This window comes from Streptomyces sp. NPDC047525 (assembly GCF_040643025.1).
GTDB lineage: Bacteria > Actinomycetota > Actinomycetes > Streptomycetales > Streptomycetaceae > Streptomyces > Streptomyces durmitorensis.
Genome location: NZ_JBEYTL010000008.1, coordinates 1 through 22,530 on the forward strand (window position 1 = coordinate 1; position 22,530 = coordinate 22,530).

At 70.6% G+C, this 22,530-nt stretch carries 16 protein-coding genes; 3 read left to right on the plus strand and 13 right to left on the minus strand.

Going from position 1 to position 22,530, the window contains the following annotated elements; translation table 11 throughout:
• Positions 1 to 136: 136 nt before the first annotated feature.
• A complete protein-coding gene (locus tag ABZ833_RS23525) occupies positions 137 to 721 on the minus strand; it encodes a TetR/AcrR family transcriptional regulator (protein ID WP_361049701.1) in 585 nt (194 codons plus the stop codon).
• Between the two features lie 96 nt (positions 722 to 817).
• Between ABZ833_RS23525 and ABZ833_RS23530 the strand changes: the two genes are divergently transcribed.
• Entirely contained in the window at positions 818 to 2,374 is a 1,557-nt protein-coding gene (locus tag ABZ833_RS23530; protein ID WP_361049703.1) for an MFS transporter, read from the plus strand.
• A gap of 108 nt (positions 2,375 to 2,482) precedes the next feature.
• On the opposite strand, the gene serA is transcribed toward ABZ833_RS23530, so the two are convergent.
• The 6 genes from serA to ABZ833_RS23560 form a co-directional block, all read right to left on the minus strand.
• Entirely contained in the window at positions 2,483 to 4,087 is a 1,605-nt protein-coding gene (gene serA, locus ABZ833_RS23535) for a phosphoglycerate dehydrogenase (protein WP_361049705.1), read from the minus strand.
• Between the two features lie 263 nt (positions 4,088 to 4,350).
• Complete coding sequence (gene ilvC / locus ABZ833_RS23540; RefSeq protein WP_361049707.1) at positions 4,351 to 5,349, minus strand: ketol-acid reductoisomerase; 999 nt, start codon at positions 5,347 to 5,349, stop codon at positions 4,351 to 4,353.
• A 100-nt stretch (positions 5,350 to 5,449) separates the two neighbouring features.
• Positions 5,450 to 5,977: an acetolactate synthase small subunit gene (ilvN, locus tag ABZ833_RS23545; protein WP_361049709.1), complete on the minus strand. Its 528-nt coding sequence runs from the start codon at positions 5,975 to 5,977 to the stop codon at positions 5,450 to 5,452.
• Positions 5,978 to 6,006: 29 nt separating this feature from the next.
• Entirely contained in the window at positions 6,007 to 7,854 is a 1,848-nt protein-coding gene (locus ABZ833_RS23550) for an acetolactate synthase large subunit (protein ID WP_361049711.1), read from the minus strand.
• A 233-nt stretch (positions 7,855 to 8,087) separates the two neighbouring features.
• The gene (locus ABZ833_RS23555; RefSeq protein WP_361050732.1) at positions 8,088 to 10,964 is read right to left on the minus strand and encodes an EAL domain-containing protein; all 2,877 of its coding nucleotides are present in this window, start codon (positions 10,962 to 10,964) and stop codon (positions 8,088 to 8,090) included.
• A 433-nt stretch (positions 10,965 to 11,397) separates the two neighbouring features.
• Positions 11,398 to 12,348: a 2-hydroxyacid dehydrogenase gene (locus ABZ833_RS23560; RefSeq protein WP_361049713.1), complete on the minus strand. Its 951-nt coding sequence runs from the start codon at positions 12,346 to 12,348 to the stop codon at positions 11,398 to 11,400.
• Between the two features lie 98 nt (positions 12,349 to 12,446).
• Here ABZ833_RS23560 and ABZ833_RS23565 point away from each other — a divergent pair, with 98 nt between their 5' ends.
• Positions 12,447 to 13,439 carry an aldo/keto reductase gene (locus ABZ833_RS23565; RefSeq protein WP_361049715.1) on the plus strand — a complete coding sequence of 331 codons (993 nt, stop codon included), beginning with the start codon at positions 12,447 to 12,449 and terminating at the stop codon, positions 13,437 to 13,439.
• 144 nt (positions 13,440 to 13,583) lie between these two features.
• Entirely contained in the window at positions 13,584 to 14,756 is a 1,173-nt protein-coding gene (locus ABZ833_RS23570) for a PQQ-dependent sugar dehydrogenase (protein WP_361050735.1), read from the plus strand.
• A 10-nt stretch (positions 14,757 to 14,766) separates the two neighbouring features.
• Here ABZ833_RS23570 and ABZ833_RS23575 read toward each other — a convergent pair whose 3' ends face one another.
• The 6 genes from ABZ833_RS23575 to ABZ833_RS23600 form a co-directional block, all read right to left on the minus strand.
• On the minus strand, positions 14,767 to 15,045 hold the full coding sequence (locus tag ABZ833_RS23575; RefSeq protein ID WP_361049717.1) for a DUF6191 domain-containing protein: 279 nt from the start codon (positions 15,043 to 15,045) through the stop codon (positions 14,767 to 14,769).
• Between the two features lie 143 nt (positions 15,046 to 15,188).
• Positions 15,189 to 18,326 (minus strand): AAA family ATPase, encoded by a 3,138-nt coding sequence (locus tag ABZ833_RS23580; protein ID WP_361049719.1) that lies wholly within the window; start codon positions 18,324 to 18,326, stop codon positions 15,189 to 15,191.
• Between the two features lie 65 nt (positions 18,327 to 18,391).
• Positions 18,392 to 18,580, minus strand: a complete 189-nt coding sequence (locus ABZ833_RS23585) for a hypothetical protein (protein WP_361049721.1) — start codon at positions 18,578 to 18,580, stop codon at positions 18,392 to 18,394.
• 306 nt (positions 18,581 to 18,886) lie between these two features.
• Positions 18,887 to 19,504 carry a hypothetical protein gene (locus tag ABZ833_RS23590; protein WP_361049723.1) on the minus strand — a complete coding sequence of 206 codons (618 nt, stop codon included), beginning with the start codon at positions 19,502 to 19,504 and terminating at the stop codon, positions 18,887 to 18,889.
• 35 nt (positions 19,505 to 19,539) lie between these two features.
• Complete coding sequence (locus ABZ833_RS23595; protein ID WP_361049725.1) at positions 19,540 to 20,130, minus strand: GNAT family protein; 591 nt, start codon at positions 20,128 to 20,130, stop codon at positions 19,540 to 19,542.
• The gene (locus tag ABZ833_RS23600; protein WP_361049727.1) at positions 20,099 to 22,372 is read right to left on the minus strand and encodes an MMPL family transporter; all 2,274 of its coding nucleotides are present in this window, start codon (positions 22,370 to 22,372) and stop codon (positions 20,099 to 20,101) included. Before ABZ833_RS23600 ends, ABZ833_RS23595 begins: the two co-directional genes overlap by 32 nt.
• Positions 22,373 to 22,530 lie beyond the last annotated feature (158 nt).

Genomic DNA, 22,530 nt, shown 5'->3' on the forward strand with positions numbered 1-22,530 from the left:
CCCACCCCCAACCATCTCTCCCCCTACCCCCCCCTCGCCCTATTTCGGTCCTCTACACCGTGGGCCCCCCGCCCCCCCCCCCCCCCGCCCCGGGGGGGGGGGGGGGCGGCCCCCCCCCCCCCCCACCACTGGCGTTTCAGTCCCCCGACACCCGCTCCATCACACGCCGCAGCCCCTCGGTCAGCTGCTCGGCGTCGGTCGCCGACTCCTCGTCGAACAGCCACTGCACCATCAGGCCGTTGAGCAGCGTCGTGTAGAAGCGCCCCTCGGTCTCCACGACGTCCTCGGACAGGTCGGCCTCGGGGATGCCGGTGAACATCGCGGCGAGCCCGCGCCGCCCCTCCACCTGCGCCTTGGCCAGCAGTTCGCGGATCTCCGCGAGCCGCTCCCCCTGCGTGACGACTTCCAGGCTCAGCATCCAGATCGCCCGCGACTCGGGGATCGAGCGGATGACGTTCACCCACGTCTCCCGGAACCGCTCGATGCCGCTGCCCTCCGCGCCCCGCGCCGCGCCGACCGCTCCCTCGAAACCCTCGCCCATGGGCTCGATGAGCGCGACGTACGCCTCGACGAGCAGGGCGTCCTTCGAGCCGTAGTGGTAGCCGATGGACGCGAGATTGGTCCCGGACTCCTTCACGATGTCGCGCGCGGTCGTCCGCACGAAGCCCTTCTCCAGCAGGCAGCGCTTGGCGCCTTCGAGCAGATCCTCACGGTGTCCCATGCGGTCAGCCTACTCCCGATCCATACGGTCGTCCCAGACCAGCGTTTTATACGACCGTACTAGACATCTGTTTAAGACGTCCGTACAGTCCTCGCCATGACGAACTCGACGCACGAACAAGCGAATTCGGCGGTCCCGGAGCGCGCAGGCCGCAAGGAGTGGACCGCTCTCGCCGTCCTGATGCTGCCGCTGCTCCTGGTCTCGATGGACGTCTCGGTCCTCTACTTCGCGGTCCCCGCGATCAGCGCCGACCTGGAGCCGAGCGGCACCCAGCAGCTGTGGATCTTCGACATCTACGCGTTCGTGCTCGCGGGACTCCTGATGACGATGGGCTCGCTCGGCGACCGCATCGGCCGCCGCAAGCTGCTCCTGTTCGGCGCCGCCGCCTTCGGCGCGGCCTCCCTGACCGCCGCCTACGCCAACAGCGCCGAGCTGCTCATCGCGGCCCGCGCGGTCCTCGGCATCGGCGGCGCGACCCTGATGCCGTCCACGATGGCCCTCGTCCGCACGATGTTCCGCGACGCCGGGCAGCGCGCGAAGGCGATCGGCATCTGGTCGGGCGTGATGGTCGCCGGCATCGCGCTCGGCTCGGTGATGAGCGGCGTCCTCGTCGAGCACTTCTGGTGGGGCTCGGTCTTCCTGGTCAACCTGCCCGCGATGGTGCTGCTCCTGGTCCTCGCCCCGGTCCTCATCCCGGAGTTCAAGGACCCGAAGCCGGGCCGCTTCGACCTGCTCAGCGTGCCGCTGTCCATGGCCGCCGTGCTGCCCGTCGTCTACGGCATCAAGGAGATGGCCGCCGCGGGCCTCGAACTCGAGTACGTCGCCTCGCTCGCCGTCGGACTCGTCTTCGCCGCACTCTTCGTCCACCGCCAGCGCACCACGGAGTCCCCGCTGATCTCCCCCGCGCTGTTCCGCGGCCGCGGCTTCGCCCCCGCCGTCCTCCTGAACCTCGTCTGCTCGCTGGCGATGATGGGTTCGGCCTACTTCACCACCCAGTACCTCCAGTCCGTCCTCGGCAAGAGCGCCATGGAGGCCGCGCTGTGGGCGCTGCTCCCCTCGGTCCCGATCGGATTCGCCGCCCCGGTCGCCACGGCCCTGGTGCAGCGGGGGATGAACCGCGCCTACGTCGTCTCGTCCGGCTTCGCCGTCTCGGCGAGCGGCTACGGCCTGATGACCCTGACCGGCACGGACTCGATGTGGACGGCCCTCACCGCCGCCGCGCTCCTCGCCTGCGGTGCCGTGATCGTCGGCTCACAACTCACCGACCTGGCCCTCGGCTCGACCCCGGCGGAGAAGGCGGGCTCCGCCTCATCGCTCCTGGAGACGGGCCAGGAGTTCGGCGGCGCGCTCGGCATGGCGCTGCTCGGCTCCATCGGCAACGCGGTCTACCGGAGCGAGATCCCGGACTCTGCCCCGGCCGAGGCCCACGAGACACTCGGCGGCGCCCTCGCGGTGGCACAGCACCTGCCGGACAGGGCGGCCTCCGCGCTGGTCGACGCGGCCCGGGAGGCGTTCACCAGCGGCATGCACCTCGCCGCGCTCGCCGGGGCGGCACTGCTGCTGATCGCGGCGGCCTCGGCGGCGGTGACGCTGCGCAGGATCACGCCGACGGCGGCTCCGGCCGAGAACGAGCGGCAGAAGGAACTGGTCTGAGGGCACAAGACAAACGCCGGACGGGCTGGAGCGTATCTCCAGCCCGTCCGGCGTTTGAGGACGAACTCGGCGCAGCCGGTGATGGCGGCGCCCGAAGCTGCGGGGCAACTAGTCCGTGAGGTTCACCGCGCGAGCGGACTCCGCACCGATCTCCTCGGCCAGCTCATTGAGGACCGGCTGCGGCACCGTGTCGTCCACGGTGAGAACGGCGAGCGCCTCGCCGCCCACGTCGGCGCGGGCAACCTGCATGCCGCCGATGTTGATGCCCGCCTCGCCGAGGACACGGCCGACCGTGCCGACGACACCGGGACGGTCCGCGTACCGCAGGACGACCATGTGCTCGGCAAGCGCCAGGTCCACGTCGTACTCGCCGATGGCGACGATCTTCTGCAGGTGCTTGGGTCCGGCCAGCGTGCCGGAGACCGAGATCTCCTCGCCGCCGGTCAGCGTGCCGCGCACCGTCACGACGTTGCGGTGGTCCGGGGACTCCGAGCTCGTGGTGAGGCGGACCTCCACGCCGCGCTCCTGGGCGAAGAGAGGCGCGTTGACGTAGCTCACCGTCTCGTCGACGACGTCCTCGAACACGCCCTTGAGCGCGGAGAGTTCGAGCACCTTCACGTCGTGCTGGGTGATCTCGCCGTACACCTCGACGTCGAGCCGGGCCGCGACCTCGCCCGCGAGCGCGGTGAAGATCCGGCCGAGCTTCTCGGCGAGCGGCAGACCGGGGCGCACGTCCTCGGCGATGACGCCGCCCTGGACGTTCACCGCGTCCGGCACGAGCTCACCGGCGAGGGCCAGGCGCACCGACTTGGCGACGGAGACACCTGCCTTCTCCTGTGCCTCGTCCGTCGACGCGCCGAGGTGCGGCGTGCAGACGACCTGGTCGAACTGGAAGAGCGGGGAGTCCGTGCAGGGCTCCTTCGCGTACACGTCCAGACCGGCGCCCGCGACGCGGCCCTCCTTCAGCGCCGAGTACAGCGCCTCCTCGTCGACGATCCCGCCGCGCGCGGCGTTCACGATGCGGACGGCCGGCTTGACCTTGTGCAGGGCGTCGTCGCCGATCAGACCGACCGTCTCGGGGGTCTTGGGCAGGTGCACGGTGATGAAGTCGGAGACCTCGAGCAGCTCGTCGAGCGTGAGGACCTTGACGCCCATCTGCGCGGCACGCGCGGGCTGTACGTACGGGTCGTACGCGACGACCTTCATGCCGAAGGCGCTCATGCGCTGGGCGACGAGCGCGCCGATACGCCCGAGGCCCACGACACCGAGGGTCTTCTCGGCGAGCTCGACGCCCGTGTACTTCGAGCGCTTCCACTCGCCGGCCTTCAGGGCCTGGCTGCCCTGGGGGATGTTGCGCGCGGTGGCGATGAGCAGACCACAGGCGAGCTCGGCTGCGGTGACGATGTTCGAGGTGGGTGCGTTCACCACCATCACGCCGGCCTTCGTGGCGGCGGACACGTCCACGTTGTCCAGGCCCACGCCCGCGCGGGCGACGACCTTCAGCTTCTTGGCGGCCGCGATGGCCTCGGCGTCGACCTTGGTCGCGGAGCGGACCAGGATGGCGTCCACGTCGGCGATGGCGGGCAGCAGCTCGGCGCGGTCCGCGCCGTTGCACTGACGGATCTCGAAGTCCGGGCCCAAGGCGTCGACAGTGGCGGGCGACAGCTCTTCAGCGATGAGTACGACCGGTTTGCCGTTGGCAGCAGTGCTCACGTGAGTCCTCACAAGTCCAATGCGGACGGCCGTCCCGACGGCCGCATGCGGTGGAGGGTGCTAGCCGCGTGGAAGACGCACGACGCTGTGGGCCTGACGCGAATGTTGAAAGCAGTGTAGTGGCGTCCTGACGGGTGTCTTACGCCTCGGTGGAAGGATCACCCGTCCGTGGCTGGACGGGGTGGACAACGAGATCGTCCGCTGTCCCTCCGTGGATGGGCGTGAGGGCCGGGACTGCGGTCCCGGCCCTCACGCCCTGCGGCTTACGCCTCGTCGTTCACCCACGACATGAGCTTGCGGAGCTCCTTGCCGGTGGTCTCCAGGAGGTGGTTCTCGTCCTGGGTCTTGCACTCGTTGTACTTCTTCAGACCGCCGTGGTACTCGTCCATCCACTGCTTGGCGAAGGTGCCGTCCTGGATCTCGGTCAGGACCTTCTTCATCTCGGCCTTGGTGGCGTCCGTGATGATGCGCGGGCCGGTGACGTAGTCGCCCCACTCCGCGGTCTCGGAGATCGACCAGCGCATCTTCTCCAGGCCGCCCTCGTACATGAGGTCCACGATGAGCTTCAGCTCGTGGAGGCACTCGAAGTACGCGATCTCCGGCTGGTAGCCGGCCTCGGTCAGCGTCTCGAAGCCCGCCTTGACCAGCGCGGCGGTGCCGCCGCAGAGCACGGCCTGCTCGCCGAACAGGTCGGTCTCGGTCTCCTCGGTGAAGGTCGTCTTGATGACGCCCGCACGCGTGCCGCCGATGCCCTTGGCGTACGAGAGGGCCAGCGCGAAGCCGTTGCCGGTCGCGTCCTGCTCGACGGCCGCGATGCACGGAACGCCGCGGCCTTCCTCGTACTGGCGGCGGACCAGGTGACCCGGGCCCTTCGGGGCGACCATGCAGACGTCGACGCCCTCGGGGGCCTTGATGAAGCCGAAGCGGATGTTCAGGCCGTGGCCGAAGAACAGCGCGTCGCCGTCCTTGAGGTTGTCCTTGATGGACTCCTCGTAGACCTGGGCCTGGATCGGGTCCGGCACCAGGATCATGATGACGTCGGCCTCGGCGGCGGCCTCGGCGGGCGTCACCACGCGCAGGCCCTGTTCCTCGGCCTTGGTCTTGGACTTGGAGCCCTCGTGCAGACCGACGCGGACGTCGACACCCGAGTCACGGAGCGACAGCGCGTGGGCGTGGCCCTGGCTGCCGTATCCGATGACCGCGACCTTGCGGCCCTGGATGATGGACAGGTCGGCGTCGTCGTCGTAGAACAGCTCGGCCACTGGAAATCTCCTATGTGTGCTGGTGTTGCGACCCACCGTACGGCGGGCGGGGGAGGGAGGTTTTACGGTCTCGGTATGCGGGCGCGCCCGGTGGCCGGTTTCAGGCCGAGCGGTCGAGCGCCCGCAGGCTGCGGTCCGTGATGGAGCGGGAGCCGCGGCCGATGGCGATGGTGCCGGACTGGACGAGCTCCTTGATGCCGAAGGGTTCCAGCATCTTGAGCATGGCCTCCAGCTTGTCGCTGGATCCGGTGGCCTCGATGGTGACCGCCTCGGGCGAGACGTCCACGGTCTTGGCGCGGAACAGCTGGACGATCTCGACGATCTGCGAGCGCGTCTCGTTGTCGGCGCGGACCTTGGCGAGGACCAGTTCGCGCGCCACGGCGCCGGTCGACTCGAGTTCGACGATCTTCAGGACGTTGACGAGCTTGTTGAGCTGCTTGGTGACCTGTTCGAGCGGCAGTTCCTCGACGTTCACGACGATGGTGATGCGCGAGATGTCGGGGTGCTCGGTGACGCCCACGGCCAGGGAGTCGATGTTGAAGCCGCGGCGGGAGAACAGCGCGGTGATCCGGGCGAGGACACCGGGCTTGTTCTCGACCAGGACGGAGAGCGTGTGCTTGGTGGACATGACTCTTGGTCTCTCTTTCGCTCTCGGTCTCAGTCGTCTTCGTTGTCGCCGAAGTCGGGGCGGACCCCGCGGGCGGCCATGACCTCGTCGTTCGAGGTGCCGGCTGCGACCATCGGCCAGACCTGGGCGTCCTCGTGGACGATGAAGTCGACCACGACGGGGCGGTCGTTGATGGCGTTGGCCTCGGCGATGACCTTGTCGAGGTCCTCGGGGCGCTCGCAGCGCAGCGCCACGCAGCCCATCGCCTCCGACAGCTTCACGAAGTCCGGGACGCGAGTGCCCTTGTTGGGGCCGATGTCCTCGGGACCGCTGTGCAGCACGGTGTTGGAGTAACGCTGGTTGTAGAACAGCGTCTGCCACTGGCGGACCATGCCGAGGGCGCCGTTGTTGATGATGGCGACCTTGATCGGGATGTTGTTCAGGGCGCAGGTGGTCAGTTCCTGATTGGTCATCTGGAAGCAGCCGTCGCCGTCGATCGCCCAGACCGTGCGGTCGGGCTGTCCGGCCTTGGCGCCCATCGCGGCCGGGACCGCGTACCCCATCGTTCCGGCGCCGCCGGAGTTGAGCCAGGTGGCGGGCTGCTCGTAGTCGATGAAGTGAGCGGCCCACATCTGGTGCTGGCCGACGCCGGCCGCGAAGATCGTGCCTTCGGGGGCCAGCTTGCCGACGCGCTCGATGACCTGCTGCGGGGAGAGCGAGCCGTCCTCGGGCTGGTCGTAGCCCAGCGGGTAGGTGTCGCGCCAGCGGCTGAGGTCGTTCCACCAGGCGGTGTAGTCCCCCTTCTGCCCGGCGGTGTGCTCAGCCTGGACGGCCTGGATCAGGTCGGCGATGACCTCGCGGGCGTCACCGACGATCGGCACGTCGGCGGCGCGGTTCTTGCCGATCTCGGCCGGGTCGATGTCGGCGTGGACGATCTTCGCGAAGGGCGCGAAGCTGTCCAGCTTGCCGGTGACGCGGTCGTCGAAGCGGGCTCCGAGGGCGACGATCAGGTCGGCCTTCTGCAGCGCGGTGACGGCGGTGACCGCTCCGTGCATGCCCGGCATTCCCACGTGCAGCTCGTGACTGTCGGGGAATGCGCCGAGCGCCATCAGTGTGGTGGTGACGGGCGCTCCGGTGAGTTCTGCGAGGACCTTGAGCTCGGCGGTGGCGTGGGCCTTGATGACGCCGCCGCCGACGTAGAGGACGGGCCGCTTGGCGCCGGTGATCAGCTTGGCGGCCTCGCGGATCTGCTTGGCGTGCGGCTTGGTCACCGGACGGTAGCCGGGCAGGTCCTGGGTGGGCGGCCACTGGAAGGTGGTCTGCGCCTGGAGGGCGTCCTTGGCGATGTCCACCAGGACAGGGCCCGGACGGCCCGTGGAGGCGATGTGGAAGGCCTCCGCGATCGTCGCCGGGATGTCCTCGGCCTTGGTGACCAGGAAGTTGTGCTTGGTGATCGGCATCGTGATGCCGACGATGTCCGCCTCCTGGAAGGCGTCCGTACCGATCGCCTTGGAGGCCACCTGGCCGGTGATCGCGACCATGGGCACGGAGTCCATGTGGGCGTCGGCGATCGGCGTGACGAGGTTGGTGGCACCGGGGCCGCTCGTCGCCATGCACACCCCGACCTTGCCGGTGGCCTGCGCGTATCCGGTGGCGGCGTGTCCTGCGCCCTGCTCGTGACGGACCAGGATGTGACGGACGCGGGTGGAGTCCATCATCGGGTCGTACGCGGGAAGGATGGCACCGCCGGGGATGCCGAATACCGTGTCGGCCCCGACTTCCTCGAGAGAACGAATGAGGGACTTCGCACCCGTGACGTGCTCGACGGGGGCGGACTGCTGTCCTGAGGATCGGGGCCGCGGCTGCGGATGGTGGGCCCCGGTGGCCTGCTCGGTCATCGGCATTCTCTTCTCGAAGCTGAGGGTTTTTGCGGGGTGTTTGCGGGGGTTTGGCGGGCGCCAGTGCAACAAAAAACCCCTCGTGCCGTGAGGCAGGCGAGGGGAGCGCGTCGGAGCGGGTGCAGGGAATCCGGTGTTCGGACCGGTGACTCCCAGCTTCAGCCGACGCGCTTTCCAAGTACGAGAATTCGGGTGCGCATGGCATTGACCCTCTCCCCGGCGCACAGTGCCTGTCAAGTAGGTGGGACGGGGGTCTCATTATGTGAGCGGACGAAGGCCTCGACACCTCCTCCGAACGCCATCGGAGGGGCACCCGCGAGCACCGGCTCCACCGGCCCGTGCGGCACCGGATAGTGCCCGAGCGACAGCGCACGGCGCAGGCGGTACTCGTCGAGCGGACCGGAGAACGCCATGCCCTGTCCGTGCGTGCAGCCCATCGCGCGCAGGGCGATGACCTGCTCCGGCAGATCGACGCCGTCGGCCACGGAGCGCAGCCCCAGATCGGTGGCGATGCGCAGCAGACCGGCGGTGATCTTGTGAAGGCGCGCGGACTCGACGACGCCCTCGACGAGGCTGCGGTCCAGTTTCAGTACGTCGACGGGGAGCCGCCGCAGTGCGGTGATGGCGGCATAGCCGCTCCCGAAGCCGTCCAGGGCGATGCGGACGCCGAGCCTGCGCAGGGAGGTCAGCCGGCGCTCCAGATCGTCCAGCGGGACGCGGGGGTCGCTGTCGGCCAGCTCGATGATGAGCGCCCCGGAGGGCAGCCCGTGCCGGGTCAGGAGCGCCTCGATGGAGCCCAGCGGCATGGAGCGGTCCAGGAGACGCCGCGCGCTGATACGGACGGCGACGGGTGTCGCGTGACCCGTGCGCCCGCGCTCCGCGGCCTGCTGGACGGCCTCCTCCAGCATCCAGCGGCCCAGCTCGGCGGTGCGTGCACCTTCCTGGGATTCCGAGGTGTCGGCCACGCGCAGGAACTCGGCGGGCGTGAAGAGGATGCCCTGCGCCGAGCGCCAGCGCGCCTGGGCGGCGACGGAGGTGATGCGCCCGTCGTCCAGGGAGACCACCGGCTGGTGCAGCAGCGCGAACTCGCCGTCGTGCAGGGCGGTGCGCAGCCGCGTCGCCAGCTCCGCCTTGCGTACGACGTCGGCCTGCATCTGGGGTGCGTACAGCTCGACGCGGCCCTTGCCCGCGGCCTTGGCGCGGTACATCGCCAGGTCGGCGTTGCGCAGCAACTCGCCCGCCCCGATGCCCGGTTCGGCGAAGGCCACGCCGATGGACGCCGCCACGCGCACGTCGTTGCCGTCGATCGCGTAGGGCTGGGAGAGGGTGATTCTGAGACGGTCGGCGAGTTCGTAGATGTGCTGCTCGCGTGCGGCCTGGTCGCGGGTGCCGTCACCCACGATCAGCGCGGCGAATTCGTCGCCGCCAAGCCGGGCCGCGCAATCCCCGGACCTGACGGCCTCCTGAAGGCGGCGGGCTGCCTGGATGAGGAGCTCGTCCCCCGCTTGGTGGCCGATGGTGTCGTTGACCGCCTTGAAGCCGTCCAGGTCGATGAAGAGCACGGCCGTGCCCCGGTCGGTGACTCTGCGGCCGGTGAGCGCCTGGCCGACCCGGCGCGTGAACAGGGCGCGGTTGGGCAGGTCGGTGAGCGGGTCGTGCTCGGCGTTGTGCTGCAACTGCGCCTGGAGACGGACCCGTTCGGTGACGTCCCTGCTGTTGAAGATGAGGCCGCCCTGGTGGCGGTTGACCGTGGACTCCACGTTCAGCCAGTCGCCGCCGCCGGACTTGAAGCGGCACTCGATGCGGGTCGTGGGTTCCTCGATCGGGTTCGCGGTGAGGAATCTGCGGACTTCGTGGACCACGCGGCCCAGGTCCTCGGGGTGCATGAGCGAGGCCAGTTCGGAACCGACGAGTTCATCGGCCTCCCTGCCGTACACCCCGGAGGCGGCCGGGCTGACGTAATGGAGGATGCCGTTCGGAGCGGCGATCATGATGACGTCGCTCGAACCCTGCACCAGGGAGCGGAAGTGGTTCTCCTTCTGGGCCAGTTCCTGGGTGAGGGTGATGTTGTCGAGGAGCATGATGCCCTGGCGCACGACGAGGGCGAGCACGACCGTGCCCGCGGTGAAGAGCACGACTTCGTCGACACTGCGGCCGCTGAGTACGTTGTAGAGAATCCCCAACGTGCAGACGGCCGCGGCCAGATACGGCGTGAGCGCGGCCAGCGATCCGGCGATCGGCCGGGTGGCCGCGGCCCGCGCGTCCTTGGGTGCGCCGTCGTGCTCCACGCGCGCGTGCTGCGCTTCGTCCGCGTGCTTCTGCCAGGGGGCCGCCCAGGGTGCGTACGCGAGGAGCAGCGATCCCGCGAACCAGCCCGCGTCCAGCATCTGCCCCGAGCGGTAACTGGCGTGCAGCAGGGGCGAGGTGAACATCGCGTCGCACATGACGGTCAGCGCGAGGGCGCCGATCGCCGTGTTCACCGCCGTGCGGTTGGCGGAGGATCGTCTGAAGTGCAGCGCGAGGACCATGCTGACCAACGCGATGTCGAGAAGCGGGTAGGCGAGCGAGAGCGCCGCGTGCGCGACGCTCTGGCCCTCGAACTGTGCCGTGTGCGCGAGCGCCAGGCTCCAGGAGAGCGTGAGCAGTGAGCCGCCGATGAGCCAGGCGTCGAGCGAAAGGCAGACCCAACCGGCCTTGGTCACCGGGCGCTTGGCGAGCACGAGCAGGCCGATGATGGCGGGCGGCGCGAAGCAGAGGAAGAACAGGTCGGCGAGGCCCGGACTCGGCACCGGCTGTTCGAGCACGACCTCGTACCAGCCCCATACGCCGTTGCCCAGGGCCGCCATCGCGGAGGAGAGCGCGAACAGCAGCCACGCGGGTCGAAAGCGGCTTCGTCGGGTGCGTGAGTAGCGGAAACAGGAGACCGCCGCTGTCGCCGCCGCGATGCTCAGGCCGAAGTCGCCCATGATCAGGGCGGCTCGGGCCGAACCCCAGCCGAGCGCGGCCCCGGTGGCATACCCGCCGCAGACCACGAGGAGCGTGATCTGCGAGACCAGTCCCGCACCGCCGCCGGACGCGGGGCGCCGGGTCAGTGGTGCTCCTGGCGGCATCGGCGCCGTCAGACCTCCGCCGCCCTCCAGGGCGGTGGCGGTCGACGGACGGGTGCTCACCGGGCCGCCCTGATCCGTGCCGCTCCCGTGCCCGTCCGCCTCCCGTGACTGATCGGCCCCGGGACTTCGTGTGCGTAACCGTCGCGCCGACTGCGAGCCGGTGCGCGTGAGAGTCGCCGCCGGCGGCCTCGTCGCGTCGGATCGTTCGCCCATTGGCCGTACATCGCCCGTCGCCCCCCTCGCGTCTGATGTCTCGTCCCCGGCGCCGAACGGTCCACGGCGCAGCCCCTGTCGGGACGATACACCAGTCTCGTCACTCAGGGACATAGCTTCTCTACGCTCCGTGACTGTCGACGCCATGCCGGACACGGCCCGCACGCGCACGAGTGCGGAGCGTGCTCGAACGAGCCCTGGGCGACTGCGGCTTGGTGCGCTACTCGGTCGTCAGGACGACGTTGCCAAGGGGTTCCCCGGCGACGTAACGGGTCAGCTGCGCCGCGAGCAGGCGTTTGGCGCGGGGCCGGAAGGCGGAGGTCGGTCCGCCCACGTGCGGGCTGATGAGCACTCCAGGAGCGTGCCACAGGGGGTGACCTGCGGGCAGCGGTTCCGGATCGGTGACGTCGAGGGCGGCGTTGATCCGGCCGCTCTCCAGTTCGGCCAGGAGCGCCTTGGTGTCGACGACGGGGCCGCGCGCGACGTTCACGAGCAGGGCGCCGTCCTTCATGTGGGCCAGGAAGTCGGCGCTCACCAGGCCACGGGTGGTGTCGGTGAGGGGCGTGGAGAGGATGACCACGTCCGCGTCGGGCAGGAGTGCGGGCAGTTCGGCGAGCGGGTGCACGGGGCCGCGCTCCGTGGCACGTGCAGAGCGCGCGACGCGCGCCACCCGCGCGCACTCGAAGGGGGCGAGCCGGTCCTCGATCGCCGAACCGATCGATCCGTACCCCACGATCAGCACGGACTTGTCGGCGAGCGCCGGATGGAACCCGGACCGCCACTCCCCCTGCCGCTGCCCCTCCACGAACCCGGGGATGCCGCGCAAGGACGCGAGGATCAGGGTGAGCGCCAGCTCGGCGGTGCTGGCCTCGTGCACCCCCTTGGCGTTGCACAACTGCACGCCGGGTGCGAGGAACCGGAGCCCGGACTGCATCTGGTCGACGCCCGCCGAGAGTGTCTGCACGGCGCGCACGGAGGTCATCTCGGGCAGCGGCCGCACGGCGATCTCCGCCGGCGCCAGATAGGGCACCACATAGAACGCGCAGTCGGCCGGGTCCGCGGGGAAGTCCGGGCCGCCGTCCCAGAAGCGGTAGTTGAGCCCGGCATCGGCTGCGCCGGGCAGGCCTTCGATCTCGTCCGCGGCGTAGGGAAGCCATACATCTGTCGTCATGGTCAGGAGGCTAATGCGCCCAGGCCGCACGTCACGTGGGGGGAGGCAGAGGTTACGTTGGGGGCCGCTCGGACATGAGGTGGGGAGGGCACGGCCAGGTGGACCGCAGGACGATCGGCGCGGCAGCGCTCGAGGTGGGGGCGGTCGGGCTCGGCTGCATGCCGATGAACTGGGCGTACACCGGCTCACGCCAGCGGGGCGAGGAGTCCCTGCGCACCGTGCACGCCGCGCTCGACCAGGGTTCGACCCTGCTGGACACGGCGGACATGTACGGGCCGTTCACCAACGAGCTGCTTGTGGGGCGGGCGCTGAAGGAGCGGCGGTCCGAGGCCTTCGTGTCCACCAAGTGCGGGCTCCTGGTGGGTGAGCAGCACATCGTCGCCAACGGCCGCCCCGGCTACGTGAAGCGGGCCTGCGACGCGTCGCTGCGACGGCTGCAGACCGAGACGATCGATCTGTACCAGTTGCACCGTGCCGATCCCGAGGTGCCCGTGGAGGAGACCTGGGGCGCGATGGCCGAGCTCGTCGCCGCGGGGAAGGTGCGGGCGCTCGGGCTGTGCGCGGTGGGGGCCCGTGCCTCGCGGCGCGAGGGCAGAGGGCTGCACGAGGGGACCATCCGGCAGCTGGAGCGGGTCCAGCAGGTCTTCCCGGTCGCCGCGGTGGAGGCCGAGCTCTCGGTGTGGTCGCGGGAGGCGCTGGAGACGCTGCTGCCGTGGTGTGCGGCGCGCGGGATCGGTTTTCTGGCGGCGATGCCGCTGGGGAACGGTTTCCTCACCGGGACGCTGACGCCGGGGCAGGGCTTCGAGCCGGACGACGTGCGGGCCCGGCATCCCCGTTTCACCGCCGAGATGATGGCGGCGAACCAGCCGCTGGTGGTGGGTCTGCGCCGGGTGGCCGAGCGGCACGGGGCATCGCCGGCGCAGGTGGCGCTGGCGTGGGTGCTCGCGCAGGGGCGCGACGTGGTGCCGATCCCGGGGGCCAAGCGGGAGCGCTGGGCGGTGCAGAACGCGGGGGCGGCGGCGCTGCGGCTGACCGCGGCGGACCTGGCGGAGATCGCGGCACTGCCTTCGGCCATGGGATCGTGGGACTGACCATGAGCGCGTGGGCCTGACCTTCAGCTCGTGGCTCCGGCCATCAGCTCGTGGCACTGACGTCCCCGGGCCGGCGGAGCCGGGTTGGGAACCTGTGGGGACCGAGCGGTGTATGAACAGTAGAAGCGCTGCGTCGAAGGGAACCTGATCGTGCAACGACCTGCTGTCACAGCCGCATTGGCTGCCGCTGCCCTGGTGCTCACGGCCGGTTGCTCGTCCGGGGGCTCAGACGCGCCGGACAACGGAAAGAGCGCCGAGTCGAGCCCCGCGACGTCGGACGGGACGTCCACGGGAAAGCCGCGCGCCGGCGACGCCCCGCCGGAAAAGGGATCGGCGACGGTCACCAAGACCCTCACCGAGGACCTGAAGTCGCCGTGGGGCCTCGCACCACTGCCCGGCGGGGACCTGCTGGTGTCCTCACGCGACGAGGGGACCATCACGCGCGTCGACGGCGAGACGGGCAAGAAGACCGAACTGGGCTCGGTCCCCGGCGTCTCCCCCGCCGGTGAGGGCGGCCTGATGGGCCTGGCGCTCTCTCCTTCGTACGCATCGGACCACATGGTCTACGCGTACTTCACCACCGAGTCGGACAACCGCATCGCCCGCTTGCTGTACGACGAGAAGAAGCCCTCCGGCCAGCAGCTGGGCGCGCCCGACACAATCTTCAAGGACATCCCCAAGGGCGTCGTCCACAACGGCGGCAGGATCGCCTTCGGCCCGGACAAAATGCTGTACGCGGGCACGGGCGAGACGGGTGACACAGGCCTGGCCCAGGACAAGAAGTCGCTGGGCGGCAAGATCCTGCGCCTGACCGCGGACGGCGAGCCGGCCCCCGGCAACCCCTTCGACGACTCCCCTGTCTATTCGTACGGCCACCGCAATGTGCAGGGCCTTGCCTGGGACGAGGAGAAGCGGCTCTGGGCGGCGGAGTTCGGCCAGGACACCTGGGACGAACTGAACGAGATCAAGGCCGGCGACAACTACGGCTGGCCGGAGGTGGAAGGCAAGGGCGACGAGGACGGCTTCCACGACCCGGTGGCCCAGTGGAAGACCTCGGAGGCCTCTCCCAGCGGCATCGCCTATGCCGAGGGCTCGATCTGGATGGCGGGCCTGCGCGGCGAGCGTCTGTGGCGCATTCCGGTCCGCGGCGTGGAGGGCACCGTGGAGCCCCAGTCCTTCCTGGAGGGCGAGCACGGACGCCTGCGCACGGTCGTCGCGGCGGGCGGCGACAAGCTGTGGCTGGTGACGAACGAGACGGATTCCCGTGGCACCCCGGAGAAGGGGGACGACAAGATCCTTGAGGTGACGGTGAAGTAGGGCGAGCGGGCTACTTCTCGGACGAGGACGAGGACGAGGACAAGGGGTCGGCCTCCGGGGCGGGGTCGGGGTCGGGGTCTCCCGCGGGATCCTGCTCGGCGCCGGCACCCACCGCAGGATCCGCCTCCGCCTGCTGCGGCACCCTCACCACCACCTTGCCCGAGGTGAGGTCTATCGGGCCGCGGCCCGGGTCGCCGTCGGCCACGTCGACCCGGCTCAGCTCCAGCCGCTTCTGCTCGTCGTCCGTGTGTTTGCGGCCGGGCTGGAAAAGCTCGATCGGGTTGAACACTGCGCCTCCTGGCGGCCGAGTTCCTCCTACCAGCGTAAGCGAGGCGATCCGGAACCCATCGAGGCCAGGAAAGCCCAGGTCAGCTGAGGTCGGACCGGGTCAGCTCAGGCCGGACCAGGTCAGCTCAGGTCGGCCCAGGCAGGTCAGCCCGTCGGCTGTGCGCGTTCCGTGGGAAACAGGCGCAGGCGGTGGGCCAGGGCCGCCGCCTCGCCCCGGCCGGCGACGCCCAGCTTGGCGAGGATGTTGGAGACGTGGACGCTCGCCGTCTTCGGGGAGATGAAGAGCTCCTCGGCGATCTGGCGGTTGCTGCGGCCCGCGGCGACACGGCGGAGCACGTCCCGCTCCCGGCTGGTGAGACCGAGTGCCTCGGCGGGATCGACCGGGGTGAGGTGAGCCCTCGCGGTTTCGTGGGCCTGGGCGTGCTCGTCGTCGTTCAGGGTGAGGCGGGCGCGCTGGGCGAGCCCCGCGACGGACTCGGCGAGAGGCCGGGCCCTCAGGCGTTCGGCCACCTCACGGGCCTGGCGCAGCAGAGCGGCGGCACGCTCGCGATCCGCATCGGCGCCTGCTCCGGCGCCCGCTCCTGCAGAGGTCGCGAGGAGGGACTCGGCCAGCCGGAGGCGGGCACGGGCAAGGTCGTAGGGGCGGCCGAGGGGTTCGAACGCGGTGACCGTGGCGGACCAGTCGGCGGGGGTGTCGCGGTCCTCGGCGCGCAGGAGTTCGGCGCGTACCCACTGCTCGTGGGCGGCCCAGACCGGCATGGGTGAGGGGAGCTTCTTGGCGGCTCGGCGGATGCTGTCGATGGCGTCGGTCCGGCCGGGCTCGGCTGCGGGCAGGCCGCGCGTATCGGCCTCCGAGGTGGCGGCGGCGAGCAGCAGGGGCCAGGTGTAGCGCTGGGTGCCGGGTGGGAAGCCCTTGGCCAGGGCCTGTTCGAGCTCGGCGCGCGCGGCGGCGACACCGGCCGCGCGGTCGGGGCCGGCCGCCGCGATGCCGAGGGCGGCGGTGACCATGGGCAGGGAGTACTGCGGCATGAGGACGTGGTGCGTGCCGTAGTGGCTGCGGGCCACGGCCAGTTGGGCGGTGGCCTCGGCCAGATCGCCGCGGGCGAGGGCTATGCAGGCGAGGCGCAGGGCCGCGCCTGCCCGCGGTTTGACGCTGAGCGCACCACGGCGGGCCGCCTCGGAGGCGTCGACGGCCTCGTCCCAACGGCCTAGGGATTCAAGGGTTTCCGCCTTGTTGACCTGGACCCAGCTCTCGGTGTCCGTGAGGCCGTACTTCCGGCAGAGCGCGATGCCCTGGTCGCCGACCTCGAGGGACTCCAGGGAACGGCCCGCGCCTTCGAGCACGGAGGGCAGGTTGACGTGGATGTGCGGGATGCGGGAGACCAGGCCGGGCGGCGCCACGCAGCGGTCCCTGACCGCGTACATCTCCGCGAATCCCTGCTCGACGTCGCCCGCGTCGACCAGGAGGCCGCCGTAGATGAGCCGGGCGTTGAGTTCGATCTCCTCGGCCTTGACCATCCGGGCGTATTCGACGGCGCGTTGGGCCGCCGCCAGGGTCTCCTCGCCGGGGTTGTGGAGCATGCCCCAGGAGGCGACGTTGGTGAGCACCTCGGCATGCACCTCGGACGGCGGCTGGCCGCGGACCAGTTCCTGGGCGGTGGCGATCTCCGCCCAGCCGTCGCCGCGGCCGAGCGTCGAGGTGAGCCGGGAGCGCTGGATCCAGAACCAGGCGGAGCGCAGGGGGTCCTGCTCGTCATCCAGGAGCCGCAGCGCGCGCTTGGTGATCTTCAGGGCGCGTTCCCGCTCGCCACAGAGACGTCCTGCGACGGCGGCCTCCGCCATGAGGTCGAGATAGCGCAGCGGGGTGGTGGCGGGGTCGCAGCCGCAGGGAGGATAGACCTCGGCGTAGTCGAGGGGGCGCAGTTCGAGGCGGATGTCCTCGGGGGCGTCGTCCCACAGCTCCATCGCCCGTTCGAGGAGGCGCAGTTGCTCGGAGTACGCATAGCGGCGGCGCGCCTCGACGGAGGCCCGCAGGACGGCGGGCAGGGCCTTCGCCGCGTCGTGCGCGTGGTACCAGTAGCTGGCGAGGCGGGCGGCGCGCTGGTCGGCGGCGACGAGTGAGGGGTCGGCCTCGAGGACCGTCGCGAACCGGCGGCTGATCCGGGAGCGTTCACCGGGCAGCAGGTCGTCGCCGACCGCCTCGCGGACCAGGGAGTGCCGGAAGCGGTAGCCGTCGCCGTCGGGCGACGGCAGCAGGATGTTGGCGCCGACAGCGGCCCGAAGGGCCTCGATCAGGTCGTCCTCCGCGAGCCCGGCGACCGCGGCGAGCAGCGGGTACTCGACGGTCGAGCCGCCCTCGGCGACGATCCTGGCCACCCGCTGGGTGTCCTCGGGCAGCTCCTCGACGCGTACGAGAAGGAGGTCGCGCAGGGAGTCCGTGATGCTCGCGCAGCTGCCGCCGTGCGAGGCGACGGCGAGCTCCTCGACGAAGAAGGCGTTGCCGTCCGAGCGGTCGAAGATGTCGTCCACCAGGGTCTGCGCGGGCTCGGCGCTGAGGATCCCGGCCATCTGCCGGGCGACCTCGACCTTGCTGAAGCGGGCGAGTTCGATGCGGCGCACCGTGCGCAGGCGGTCCAGCTCGGCGAGGAGGGGGCGCAGCGGATGGCGGCGGTGGATGTCGTCGGCGCGGTAGGTGGCGACGACGACGAGGCTGCCGCTGCGCAGCGTGCGGAAGAGGTAGGCGAGGAGGTGCCTGGTCGAGGCGTCGGCCCAGTGCAGGTCCTCCAGGGCTATGACGACCGGCCGGTCGGTGGCGAGGCGCTCCAGGAGGCGGGCCGTCAGCTCGAAGAGGCGGGCCATGCCTTCCTCGTCGTGCTGGGCGTCGGTGCCGCGGCGGCGCTGCGGGGCCTCGCCCAGTTCGGGCAGGAGCCGGGCGAGCTCGCCCTCCTGGTCGGCGGCCGCGGCGTCCACCTCGTCCGGGAGCTGGCGGCGCAGGGAACGCAGGGCGCTGGAGAAGGGGGCGAAGGGCAGTCCGTCCGCGCCGATCTCGACACAGCCGCCGAGCGCGACGACGGCGCCTTCGGCGCGGGCCGCCGCGGTGAACTCCTCGATGAGGCGGGTCTTGCCGACGCCCGCCTCGCCGCCGAGCAGCAATGCCTGCGGCTCGCCCGTGCCGGGGGTCTTCCCCTTGGCACGGGCGAGCGCGTCGTTCAGAACGCCCAGCTCATCGGCGCGGCCGACGAACACGGGGCTTACGGACCTGGTCTCCACAGCGGTGAGCATCGCACAGGGTGCGAGCCTTGCGGCAGCGGATATTCCGAGCGCCCGGGCAGACGCCCCTGTCTTCATCACGCGGCCCGCGTGAACCGGCTCCGGCGCCGGGCGCCGGTACTCACCCGCCCCTCGGTCTCGTGGCGGGCCGAGCGGCGCTCGGCGCGGGCCGCCTTGGCCTCGCGGGCCTCGCGCAGGAGGCGGCGGCGGTCGGCCTCGCGGGTGAGGTCGGCGGCGCGGAGCTGGTGCATCTCGTACTCGAACATGTCGACTCCCTGGTCTGATCCGACGTCCGGTGTCCGGGGGTCCGGGGTCCGGTGTCTGATCTGGCTACTCGTTCCGGCTTCGCTTTCTGCGATGCCCTTACTTTCGTCTGCCAGGGAGGGGCGGCACATCGGAAGAGTGCCGCATCTTGAGGGGGTGGGGGGCCTTAGGGAGGCGGGAGGGGGCCTTAGGGCACTGCCCGCCTCCCTGAGGCGGGCCCTCAGACGCAGAACGAGGCGGGCCCTCAGACGCAGAACGCCGGTGGGGCTGGCCTCAGCCCCACCGGCGTATCGAACACTGCGCTGCCATCAACTGGTCGACGGCAGTCCGTAGATCAAGTCCGAGTACTTCGCGATGGCCAGCAGCAGGCCGATGACGCCCAGGGCGACACCCGCCCAGGCCACCGACTTGATCCACGGCGCCTGGACCTGGTCGGGCGCGCCGAACGCGGGCCTGACCAGGACGACGAACCCGACGACCAGTGCGGCGAGCGCGAAGGCTCCGGCGATCAGCGCCGTGACCTGCCAGGAGTCGCCGTACAGGGCCTGGATCTGGTCGGCGACGCTCGCCGACTGCTTGGTCTCCAGCTGCCCGACGATGTTCGAGCGCGCGGCGGCGACCGTGCCGAGCCAGCCGCCGGACAGACCGATCACACCGAGAGCGGCGGAGACGACGGCCGCGGCGCCCTGGAACACGCCGCTGGACCTGGCCGGAGCGACCTCGTCGACCACGACGATCTCATCGGCGTCGTCGTCATCGTCGGCCTCGACGGCGTCGTCGGCCGCCGTGGACTTGTCCACCTTGACGGCGTCCGCCTTGGTGCCGTCCTTGGTGTCGCCCTTGGCGTCCGTGGTGTCCGCGGCCTCCGGCTCTGCGGGCTTTGCGGCCGCCTCGGCCGCGGTCTCGTCCTCTGTCTTAGTTCCCATGCTCCGCACCGTACGGACGGAGTCTGAGAGCTTTCTTAACGAGCGGCGCGAGGGGCGTCGGCATCCGCGTCGCGCGCCTCCCGCGCCTTCCGCCACTCCGGCGCGAGCACCGACCACACCTCCATGTCGTGCCGCACCCCCTGCCAGGGGAAGCTCTCCCGCAGCACCCCGTCCTTGGTCATCCCGAGCCGCTTGGCCACCGCGATGCTGGGGGCGTTCGCCGACGAGGCGAGCCACTCCACGCGGTGCATGCCACGCGCGTCCACCGCCCAGTCGATGAGCACCCGGCTCGCCCTGGTGATCAGACCGCGCCCGGCGGCCGAAGGCTCCAGCCAGACGCCGATCTCGCAGCTCTCGTTCGCCGTGTCGAAGATCCGGAAGAGCACCCCGCCGACGAGCGTGCCGTCCAGCCAGATGCCGTAGAGCCGCCCCGTGTCGGCGGCCTGCTTGTCGGCGAACACCTGGAGCCGTTCCCGGGCCGATGCGAGGTCCGTCGTCAGCGCGGTCAGGGGGACCCACGGTCCCGCGTACTCACGCGCACGCTCGACGTGCGTGAGGAACTCCTGCGCCTGCCACGGCTCGATGGGCCTCAGTTCAGCGCCCTCGCCCAGCGATATCGCGAACATCCCGCTCCTTCAGTCCGTCCGGCTCCACGACCGGTACGTCGTGCGTGTCCCGTTGCTCCGGGATACTCGCACCCGCGACGGCCGAATTCGAACGACATTCCGGGGGCTCGATGCTGATGCGCGGCAGCCAGCGGTCGAGGCCGCGCGGCAGCCACCAGTTGGCGCCGCCCAGCATGTGCATGAGGGCCGGCACCAGCAACGTACGAAGCACGAACGCGTCGAGCGCGACCGCGGCCGCGAGGCCGATGCCGAACATCGCGATGACCCGGTCGCCGCTGAGGACGAAGGCGAGGAAGACCGAAATCATGATCACGGCCGCGGAGTTGATCACGCGGCTCGTCTCGGCGAGGCCGACCCGCACGGCCCGCCGGTTGTCGCCGGTCTCGAGCCACTCCTCGTACATCCGGCTGACCAGGAAGACCTGGTAGTCCATGGAGAGCCCGAAGAGGACGGACACCATGATCACGGGCAGGAAGGGTTCGATCGGTCCGGCCGCGCCGAGGCCGAGCAGCTCGCTCCCCCAGCCCCACTGGAAGATCGCGACGACGACCCCGAAGGCCGATGCCACCGCCGCCACGTTCATCGCGGCGGCCTTCAGCGGGATGCCGATGGACCGGAAGGCGAGCAGAAGCAGGACGCAGCCGAGGCCGATGACCACGCCCACGAAGAGGGGCAGCTTGCCGACGATGATCTCCGCGAAGTCGTCGTAACTCGCGGTGACGCCGCCGACGGCCAGGTCGAGCGAGGTGTCGGCCTCGGCCATGGGCAGCACGTCGTCGCGCAGCCGGTCGACGAGATCGCTGGTGCGCTCGGACTGCGGGGAGGAGTCCGGTACGACGGTGACGTAGGCGGCGGTGCCCTCGGCGTCGTACGTGACGGGGCTGACGGAGGCGACGCCCTTGGTCGACTCGAGCGTGGGGACCAGGTTGGTGAGGGCGAGCCGGTCGCCCGCTCCGTGGACGTCGGTGACCAGCGTGAGCGGGCCGTTCACGCCGGGGCCGAAGCCGTCCGCGAGCAGGTCGTAGGCCTGGCGTGTGGTGGCCGACGCCGGGTTGTTGCCCTGGTCGGACGTGCCCAGGTGCAGGGAGAGCGTGGGCAGGGCGAGGAGCGCCATCACGGCGATGGCGACGCCGCCGAGCAGCTTGGGGTGCCGCTCGACGAAGGCGGACCAGCGGGCGGCGAGCCCGGTGGGCACCTCGGGGGCGGGGCCGTGCTCGGCGAGGGTGCGCCGTTCGCGGCGGCTGAGCGCGCGCGGCCCGATCCAGGACAGGAGGGCGGGGAGCAGCGTCACCGAGGCGGCGACCGTGAGGAGCACGGTCAGCGAGCCCGCGATCGCGACGCCGTTGAGGAAGCTGAGCCGCAGGATGAGCATGCCGAGCAGGGCGATGCACACGGTGGCGCCCGCGAAGACGACCGCGCGCCCGGTGGTGGCGACCGCGCGTTCCGCTGCGACGGCCACCGGGAGACCCTGCTTGAGGCCCTTGCGGTGTCTGGTCACGATGAACAGGGCGTAGTCGATGCCGACGCCGAGCCCGATCAGGGTGCCCAGCATCGGGGCGAAGTCCGCGACGGTCATGAAGTGCCCGAGCAGCACGATGCCCGCGTACGCCGTGCCGACCGACACCAGCGCCGTGGCGATGGGCAGGATCGACGCGGCGAGCGAGCCGAAGGCGAGGAAGAGCACGACGGCGGCCACGGCGACCCCGACGATCTCGGCGGTCTGCGCGCTCTTGGACTCGGTGAGGCCGACGGCGCTGCCGCCGAGCTCGACGTCCAGGCTGTCCGACGACGCGGCCTTCGCGGTGTCGACGAGGGCCTGCGCGTCCGCCTTGTCGATGGCGTCGGCCTGCTCGTGGAAGGTGACGTTCGCGTACGCGATGCGGGCGTCGTCACTGATCTGTGCGGCGCCGCGCTCCGTGTAGGGACTGCTGACGGAGGCCACCGCGGGCATGTCCTCGATCGTGTCGAGGGCGTCGGTCATCGTCTGCTCGACGTCGGCCGCGCGCACCGTGGTGCCCGCCTCGGTCCGCCAGACGACGGTGTTGCTGTCGCCGCCGAGCCCTGCGAAGCCCTCGTTCAGGAGCTGGGTCGCGCGGCCCGACTCGGTGCCCGGCACTTCGTAGTCGTTCGAGTACGCGGATCCGGCGACGGCCGCGGCGCTCGCGGCGCCGCCGAGGGCGACGAGCCAGAGCAGGACTGCCAGGAGGCGGTGTTTCACACACCACCGTGCGAGTGCTGCCACTGACCGGCTCCCTGATGTGGTTCGTGGATCTTTATCGGGAACAGTCTTGAATGACCTGAACAGCCCGCAAAGAACGCATGAGCGATGACATAAGCGCCACGGACACTCTGGCAGCACCTGGAGATCGTTGGACCGCTTCGTGGGTTTCCTCACAAGAG

Excerpts from the sequence above, each read along its gene's own strand:
- ABZ833_RS23525 (WP_361049701.1), bottom strand. The coding sequence starts at position 721 with ATGGGACACCGTGAGGATCTGCTCGAAGGCGCCAAGCGCTGCCTGCTG.
- ABZ833_RS23530 (WP_361049703.1), top strand. The coding sequence starts at position 818 with ATGACGAACTCGACGCACGAACAAGCGAATTCGGCGGTCCCGGAGCGC.
- ilvN (WP_361049709.1), bottom strand. The coding sequence starts at position 5,977 with ATGTCCACCAAGCACACGCTCTCCGTCCTGGTCGAGAACAAGCCCGGT.
- ABZ833_RS23550 (WP_361049711.1), bottom strand. The coding sequence starts at position 7,854 with ATGACCGAGCAGGCCACCGGGGCCCACCATCCGCAGCCGCGGCCCCGA.
- ABZ833_RS23555 (WP_361050732.1), bottom strand. The coding sequence starts at position 10,964 with ATGCCGCCAGGAGCACCACTGACCCGGCGCCCCGCGTCCGGCGGCGGT.
- ABZ833_RS23560 (WP_361049713.1), bottom strand. The coding sequence starts at position 12,348 with ATGACGACAGATGTATGGCTTCCCTACGCCGCGGACGAGATCGAAGGC.
- ABZ833_RS23580 (WP_361049719.1), bottom strand. The coding sequence starts at position 18,326 with ATGCTCACCGCTGTGGAGACCAGGTCCGTAAGCCCCGTGTTCGTCGGC.
- ABZ833_RS23585 (WP_361049721.1), bottom strand. The coding sequence starts at position 18,580 with ATGTTCGAGTACGAGATGCACCAGCTCCGCGCCGCCGACCTCACCCGC.
- ABZ833_RS23590 (WP_361049723.1), bottom strand. The coding sequence starts at position 19,504 with ATGGGAACTAAGACAGAGGACGAGACCGCGGCCGAGGCGGCCGCAAAG.
- ABZ833_RS23595 (WP_361049725.1), bottom strand. The coding sequence starts at position 20,130 with ATGTTCGCGATATCGCTGGGCGAGGGCGCTGAACTGAGGCCCATCGAG.